A 7,386-nucleotide genomic window follows, 5' to 3' on the forward strand; every position below is an offset into this window, starting at 1 on the left:
GCGGGCGGCCCGGCCGGAGCGCGGAGCCCCGGCTGCGGCCTCACCCCACCGCAGGCACCGGGCACCACGGCCGTCCGCACCGTGGACGGCGGTGGCCTGGCCCGCACCGTGCGCGTCCACCTGCCCGAGGGGTACCGCCCCGACCGGCCCACCCCGGTGGTCCTGGTCTTCCACGGACGCGGCAACGACGGCGCCACCACCGAGGACTTCTCCGGCCTGTCCGGGCTGCCCGCCGTCGTCGCCTACCCCGACGGGGTCCCCGGCGGTGAGGGGAAGCGCTCCTGGCAGGGCGCCCCGTACTCGGCGCCGGGCGTCGACGACGTCGCCTTCACCGGTGACCTCCTCGACGAGCTGGAGTCCACGCTCTGCGTCGACCCCGGCCGGGTCTTCGCCACCGGCAAGTCCAACGGCGGCGGCTTCACCGAGATCCTGGCCTGCCGGATGCCCGACCGGATCGCCGCGATCGCCCCGGTCGCGGGCGCCTACTACCGCGACGGCGAACCGCCGTGCCGGCCCGGCCGGCCGGTCCCGGCGTTGTTCGTGCACGGTACCGGCGACGCCACCATCCCCTACACCGGCGACGCCGACCGCGGCCTGCCCGCGATCCCGGCGAAGGTCGCCGAGTGGGTCGCCCGCGACGGCTGCCGGGCCCGCCCGCAGACCCGCCGGATCGAGCCCGACGTGACCATCGCGACCTGGCGCGGCTGCCGGGACGGGGCCCGGGTGCGGCACGTCGCCGTCGACGGCGGCGGCCACACCTGGCCGGGCGCGACCGCCTACTCCGGCGGCGGCGTCACCACGCAGACGGTCCGCGCCACCGCCCTGGTCGGGGACTTCTTCGGCCTCGGGGGACCGCGATGAGCACCCCCGCCGCCACCCAGGACCGGGAGCTGCCCCGACTCGTGCGGGCGATGGCCGTCGTCGAACGGGTCGGGAACGCGCTGCCACACCCGTTCTGGCTGTTCTGGGTGCTGTCGGCGATCCTCGCCGTGGTCAGCGCCGGGCTGGCGGCGGCGGGCGTCGCCGTCGTCGCACCCGACGGCGAGCCCGTGGCGGTGCGGAACCTGCTCTCCGGCGACGGCCTCGCGATGGCCGTCTCGTCGATGATCGACAACTTCGCGCAGTTCCCGCCGATGGCCACCATCGTCACGGTGATCATGGGTGTCGCGGTCGCCGAGCGCAGTGGGCTGCTCGCCGCGGCCATGCGCGCCGGCGTCGCCCGGGTGCCCGCGTCGCTGGTGGTGTTCGCGGTCGCGTTCGCCGGGACCGTCGCGCACGTCGCGTCGGCCGCGGCGTACGTGATCCTGGTGCCGCTCGGCGGGCTCGCGTTCCGGGCGGTCGGGCGCTCGCCGATCCTCGGGATCGTCGTCGCCTACACCGCGATCGCCTCCGGCTACGACGCCAGCCCGGTCCCCACCCCGAACGACGCGATCTTCGCCGGCATCACCACCGCCGCGGCCCGGATCGTGGACCCGGCGGTCGTGGTGACCCCGGTCGGCAACTGGTTCTTCAACATCGCCTCCTCGGTCGTCCTCGCGCTGGTGATCACGCTGGTCACCCGGGTCGTCCTGGCCAAGCGGCCCGACCTGGACCCCGACCCCGACGCCCCCGACGACGACGTCGCCGGGCTGAGCCTGTCCGCGGCCGAGCGGACCGGCCTGCGCCGCGCCGGCTGGGTCCTGCTCGGCTGTGCCGTCCTGCTCGCCGCGGTCATGGCCCCGGAGTGGTCCCCGCTGCGCGGCGAGAACGGCTCGGTCGTCGAGTCCCCGCTGGTCGAGGGCATCGGCGCGGTCATCGCGCTGCTGTTCGGCCTGCTCGGCATCGTCTTCGGCCGCGCGGTCGGGACGATCGCCACCGCCGCCGACGTCCCGAAGCTGATGGCCGACGGGATCCGGCAGATGGCCCCCGTGCTGGCGCTGTTCTTCGCGATCGCCCAGTTCCTGGCCTACTTCGACTGGACCCACGTCGGGGACGTGCTCGCCGTCGTCGCCGCGGACGCGCTGCGCACCACCGGCGTCCCGATCCCGGTCGTGTTCCTGATGGTGCTGGCCGTGCTCACCGTGGTGAACGTGATGGTCACCAGCGGGACGGCGATGTGGTCGATCGCGGCGCCGGTGATCGTGCCGATGCTGATGCTGGTCGAGGTGCCGCCGGAGACCACCCAGGCGCTGTTCCGGATCGCCGACTCCGGCTCGACGGCGATCACCCCGATGAGCCCGTACTTCGTGATGGCGCTGGGGTTCCTGCAGCGCTACCGCAAGGACGCGGGCATCGGGACGCTCGCGTCGTACACGCTGCCCCTGGCCGTTGCCATGACGGCGGTCTGGACGCTGCTGTTCTTCGCCTGGTGGGCACTGGGGATCCCACTGGGCCCGGGGGCCCCGGTCCGCTGAGGGGACGGACGCGGGGCGGGGACCGGGACGGTGGGGGACACTGGCGCAGGTGCGCTACCTCGACGGTCCCGGTCCCGGTCCACGACGCTGGTCGGTGATGGGCCTGGGCACCTGGCAGTTCGGCACGAGCGAGTGGGGCTACGGCGACGCGCTGGAGGCCGGGCGGATCGTCGCCCGCGCCCGCGAGCTGGGCGTCACCGTGTTCGACACCGCGGAGCTCTACGGCCCGCTGCGCAGCGAGCGGATCCTCGGCGACGCGCTGCGCGCCTGCGGTGGCCCCGGGTGGCGCGACGACGTCGTGATCGCGACGAAGTTCTTCCCGGTCCTGCCCCTGGGCCCGGTGCTGCGGCACCGTGCGGCCGCCTCCGCCGCCAGGCTCGGGGTGACCGAGATCGACCTCTACCAGGTGCACAAGCCGCACCCGCTGGTCGGCGACGCGTCGGCGATGCGTGGGATGGCCGAGCTGCAGCGGACCGGGCTGGTCCGCCACGCCGGCGTCTCGTCGTACACGCTGGACCGCTGGCTGGCCGCGGAGGAGGCGCTCGGCGGACCCGTGCTGTCCAACCAGGTCGAGTTCAGCCTCCTGCGCCGCAGGCCCGTCGCGGCCCTCGTCCCGCACGCCGCCGCGCACGGCCGCATCGTGATGGCCTACAGCCCGCTCGCCCAGGGCCTGCTCACCGGCCGTTATGACGCCGGCCACCGGCCCACCAACGCGGTGCGCCGCAGTAAGCCGGAGTGGCTGCCGGAGAACCTGGCCGCGCTGGCCCCGCTCACCGACGCTCTGCGCGACGTCGCCTCCGCGCACGACGCGACGCCGTCGCAGGTCGCGCTGGCGTGGGTGGTGTACCACCCGAACACGGTGGCGATCCCCGGTGCGTCGAGCGTGGCGCAGCTGGAGTCGAACGTGGCCGCGGCGGACATCGTGCTGACCTCCGACGAGTACGTCGGTCTCACCGCGGCCGCGCAGCGGGTCCGGCTGCGCACCGGACCCGCCACGCTGCCCGCCGTGGCCCGGGAGCTGCTGCGCTCCCGCTGAGCCGCTACTTGACGTGCTCGCGCAGGAACTGCGTCGCGCGGGTCCACGCGATCTCGGCCTGCTCGGCGTCGTAGGTGCCCATGTGGTTCTCGTCGTTGAAGAACGCGTGCCCGGCCGGGTACTGCAGGAACTCCGGGCGGGTGCCGGACTCGGCCTGGATGCGGTCGGCGAGGGACTCCACCGCGTCCGGCGGGGCCATGGTGTCCTCGGACCCGAAGTGGCCCTGCACGGCCGCGGTCAGGTTCGCGAACGACGGGTAGTCCTCCTTGAGCACCCCGTAGAAGGGCACGGCGGCCGCGACCTTGTCGCCCTGCTGCGCGGCGAGGACCAGCACGAAGCCGCCGCCCATGCAGAAGCCGACCGCGCCGACGGCCGAGGAGGTGACGTCGTCGCGCCCGAGCAGGAACTCCACCGCCCCTGCCAGGTCGGTCGCGGCGCCGTTGACGGGCAGCTCACCCATCAGCGCCCCCGCCTCGTCGGAGTCGTGCGTGGTGCGCCCGCCGTACAGGTCGGGGGCGAGCGCGACGAATCCCTCGGCCGCGAACCGGTTCGTCACGTCGACGATGTGGTCGGTCAGGCCCCACCACTCCTGGATGACGATCAGGCCGGGTCCGGCCCCGGACTCGGGCAGGGCCAGGTAGCCGTGCGCGGTGTCGCCGCCGGAGGGGAAGGTGACGTTCTGCGCGGGGTTCTCGTTGGTGTGTGCCACGGGCGCGATGACATCACGACGGTGCCGGTACCGCCCGCCGGGAAGATCGTTGCGTCCTGTGACGGAGGACCCTCCGTTAATCATGAGCGTCGCAAACGATATGGGTCTATCGTCACCGCCATGCTCGCCGGGACCGCCACCCGAACCGCGCACGACGCCGCGGTGGAGAACCTGCGCCGGGCGCGCGCCGGAGCCGGCGCCGTCCAGCTGGGGAAGCCGTCGTCGAACCTGTTCCGGTTCGGCGACCGCGACACCGGCGCCGCCGCGCGACGCCTCGACACCTCCGCGCTGGACGGTGTGCTCGGTGTGGACCCGGACCGGCGCACGGCCGAGGTCCAAGGGATGGCGACCTACGAGACCATCGTGGACGCCACCCTCGCCCACGGGCTGATGCCCCTGGTCGTCCCGCAGCTCAAGACCATCACCCTCGGCGGCGCGGTCACCGGGCTCGGGGTCGAGTCGACGTCGTTCCGCGACGGGCTGCCGCACGAGTCGGTGCTCGAGATGGACGTCCTCACCCCGGCCGGGGAGCTGCTGCACGTCACCCCCGACGGGGAGCACGCCGACCTGTTCGCGGCGTTCCCCAACTCCTACGGCACGCTCGGCTACGCGGTCCGCCTGGTCGTCGAGCTGGCGCCCGTGAAGCCCTTCGTGAAGCTCACCCACCACCGGTACGCGAGCGCCTCCGCCGCGTCGGCGGCGATCGAGCGGTTCGTGGCGGCGGGCGAGGTGGACTTCCTCGACGGTGTCGTGTTCGGCCCCGACGAGCAGTACCTGACCACCGGGGAGTTCGTCGACGCCCCGATGCCGGGCGCCCGGATCTCCGACTACACCGGTCAGGAGGTGTTCTACCGGTCGCTGCAGCGCCGCCCGGTCGACCACCTCACCGTGCACGACTACCTGTGGCGCTGGGACACCGACTGGTTCTGGTGCTCGCGGGCGTTCGGCGTGCAGCACCCGGTGGTGCGCCGGTTCTGGCCACGCCGCCTGCGCCGCTCGGACGTCTACCGCCGTCTCGTCGCCCTCGACCAGCGTCACGGCGCGTCGAACCGGGTCCGGGAGGCCCTCGGCGGGACCGCCGAGGAGATGGTCGTGCAGGACGTGGAGATCCCGGTGGAGCGGCTCCCGGAGTTCCTCGAGTTCTTCCACCGGGAGATCCGGATCGAGCCGGTGTGGCTGTGCCCGCTGCAGCTGCGCGGGGAGCGGAGCTGGCCGCTGTACCCGATGGAGCCGGGCCGGCTCTACGTCAATGTCGGCTTCTGGTCCTCGGTGGCGGAGAAGCCGGGGGACCGGTGGGCACACAACCGGCTGATCGAGGAGTGTGTCGCCGACCTGGGCGGGCACAAGTCGCTGTACTCGACCGTGCACTACGGCGAGGACGAGTTCTGGTCGCACTACAACGGTGCGGCCTACCGGGCGGTGAAGCAGCGGTACGACCCGGACGGTCGGTCTCCCGACCTGTTCGCCAAGGTCACCGGCCGCTGACGAGCGCACCGCGGGGATCGACAGGGGAGGGATCGGCGATGACAGGAGTACTGGAACGGCGGGCCGCGACGACCGAGCCGGTGGCGGGGATCCTGTCCCACGTCCTGGGTTCCACGCGTGAGCTGCGGGTGGAGGGGTTCGACGGGTCGCGGTCGGGGCCCGACGACGCCCCGGTCACGTTGCGGGTCAAATCGCCCCGGGCGCTGGCCCGGCTGGTGAGCGCCCCGGGCTCGCTCGGGCTGGCCCGGGCGTACGTGACCGAGGAGCTCGACGTGGAGGGGGACCTCTACACCGCGCTGCGGGCGATGGCCGAGGTGACGTTGCACTCGATCCCGCGCCGGGAGCAGCTGTGGCTGGCGCGCCGGCTGCTGCCCTACTGGCGCGAGCACCGGATGCCGCCGCCCGACCTGGAGGCCCGCCCCAAGGGGCTGCTGCACTCCAAGCGGCGCGACTCGCAGGCCATCTCGCACCACTACGACGTGTCCAACCGGTTCTACGAGTTCGTGCTCGGGCCGTCGATGACCTACACCTGCGCGGCCTACCCCGACGCCGACGCGTCGCTGGAGACCGCACAGGCCACCAAGTACGAGCTGGTGGCGACCAAGCTGGACCTGAAGCCGGGGATGCGGCTGCTCGACGTCGGCTGCGGCTGGGGCGGCATGGTCCGCCACGCCGCCCGCGAGCACGGCGTCCGCGCGCTCGGGGTGACCCTGTCCCGCGAGCAGGCCGCCTGGGCGCAGGAGGCCATCGAGCGGGAGGGCCTGTCCGAGCTGGCCGAGGTCCGGCACCTCGACTACCGCGACGTCCCCGACGGCGTCTACGACGCGGTGTCCTCGATCGGCCTGACCGAGCACATCGGCAAGGCCAACCTGGACTCCTACTTCGCGTCGATGTACGCCAAGCTCCGGCCGGGCGGGCGGATGCTGAACCACTGCATCACCCAGCCGCACCGGCCCGACCACCGTCACACCGACCCGTTCATCCACCGTTACGTGTTCCCCGACGGGGAGCTGGAGCCGGTCGCGGCGCTGGTGGACGCGATGAACGAGGCCGGCTTCGAGATCCGGCACGAGGAGAACCTGCGCGAGCACTACGCCATGACGCTGCGGGACTGGGGCGCGAACCTGGAGCGCAACTGGACCGACGCCGTCGCCGAGGTCGGTGTCGGGCGGGCCCGGGTGTGGCGGCTCTACATGGCAGCGTGCCGGCTGGGCTTCGAGCTGAACAACATCCAGCTGCACCAGGTGCTGGGTGTGAAGCTCGCCGACGGCGGGGCCGCCGGGTTCCCGCTGCGCGGGGAGCACGGGGCGTATTAGGGGAGTCGGCGGAGACGGCGCGCGGCCGCGACGGCCTGCGCGCCGTACCCGCCCCCGAACAGCACGGCGTGCACCAGCAGCGGGAACAGCTGGTGCAGGTGGACCCGCTCGCGCCACCCGTCGGCGAGCGGGGAGTGCTCGTCGTAGGCGGCGAGGACGACGTCGAGGTGCGGCAGCCCGAACAGGTCCAGCATCGCGAGGTCGGACTCGCGGTGGCCGCCGTGCGCGGCCGGGTCGATCAGCCACGCAGCGCCGTCGCCGCCCCCGTCGCCCGACCAGAGCACGTTGCCGGACCAGAGGTCGCCGTGCAGCCGGGCCGGCGGCTCGTCCGGACCGGCCAGGGCACCGATCCGCCCGCACACGTCGTCGACGGCGGCGGCGCCGGCCGGGTCGAGGGCGCCGCGGTCCCGGGCGGCCCGCAGGTAGGGCAGCACCCGGTCGGTGGCG

The 7,386-nt window shown here is 73.6% G+C and carries 7 protein-coding genes; 5 read left to right on the forward strand and 2 right to left on the reverse strand.

What is annotated here, in order from left to right; genetic code table 11:
* From GTW08_RS21185 to GTW08_RS21195, 3 genes are all read left to right on the forward strand, one after another.
* Positions 1 to 861 (forward strand): alpha/beta hydrolase family esterase (locus tag GTW08_RS21185; RefSeq protein WP_161152429.1); only part of this gene is annotated, 861 nt, incomplete at its 5' end.
* A complete protein-coding gene (locus tag GTW08_RS21190; RefSeq protein WP_073577078.1) occupies positions 858 to 2,393 on the forward strand; it encodes an AbgT family transporter in 1,536 nt (511 codons plus the stop codon). The genes GTW08_RS21185 and GTW08_RS21190, both read left to right, overlap by 4 nt.
* Positions 2,394 to 2,442: 49 nt before the next feature.
* Positions 2,443 to 3,429 carry an aldo/keto reductase gene (locus GTW08_RS21195; protein ID WP_073577077.1) on the forward strand — a complete coding sequence of 329 codons (987 nt, stop codon included), beginning with the start codon at positions 2,443 to 2,445 and terminating at the stop codon, positions 3,427 to 3,429.
* Positions 3,430 to 3,433: 4 nt separating this feature from the next.
* Here GTW08_RS21195 and GTW08_RS21200 read toward each other — a convergent pair whose 3' ends face one another.
* Positions 3,434 to 4,138, reverse strand: coding sequence for a dienelactone hydrolase family protein (locus tag GTW08_RS21200; protein WP_073577076.1), 705 nt, complete (start codon positions 4,136 to 4,138; stop codon positions 3,434 to 3,436).
* 120 nt (positions 4,139 to 4,258) lie between these two features.
* Between GTW08_RS21200 and GTW08_RS21205 the strand changes: the two genes are divergently transcribed.
* A complete protein-coding gene (locus GTW08_RS21205; RefSeq protein ID WP_073577075.1) occupies positions 4,259 to 5,623 on the forward strand; it encodes an FAD-binding oxidoreductase in 1,365 nt (454 codons plus the stop codon).
* A 38-nt stretch (positions 5,624 to 5,661) separates the two neighbouring features.
* On the forward strand, positions 5,662 to 6,939 hold the full coding sequence (locus GTW08_RS21210; protein ID WP_237454038.1) for a class I SAM-dependent methyltransferase: 1,278 nt from the start codon (positions 5,662 to 5,664) through the stop codon (positions 6,937 to 6,939).
* Here the strand turns inward: GTW08_RS21210 and GTW08_RS21215 are convergent.
* The coding region (locus GTW08_RS21215; protein WP_202417490.1) for a fructosamine kinase family protein at positions 6,936 to 7,386 on the reverse strand (451 nt) is incomplete at its 5' end. The genes GTW08_RS21210 and GTW08_RS21215 overlap by 4 nt on opposite strands.

The organism is Pseudonocardia sp. SID8383 (assembly GCF_009864975.1).
In the GTDB taxonomy this organism is placed as follows: Bacteria; Actinomycetota; Actinomycetes; order Mycobacteriales; family Pseudonocardiaceae; genus Pseudonocardia; species Pseudonocardia alni.

What these genes read in the sequence shown, in the direction of transcription:
- GTW08_RS21210 (WP_237454038.1), top strand. Translation starts at nt 5,662, where the DNA reads ATGACAGGAGTACTGGAACGGCGGGCCGCGACGACCGAGCCGGTGGCG.
- GTW08_RS21205 (WP_073577075.1), top strand. Translation starts at nt 4,259, where the DNA reads ATGCTCGCCGGGACCGCCACCCGAACCGCGCACGACGCCGCGGTGGAG.
- GTW08_RS21190 (WP_073577078.1), top strand. Translation starts at nt 858, where the DNA reads ATGAGCACCCCCGCCGCCACCCAGGACCGGGAGCTGCCCCGACTCGTG.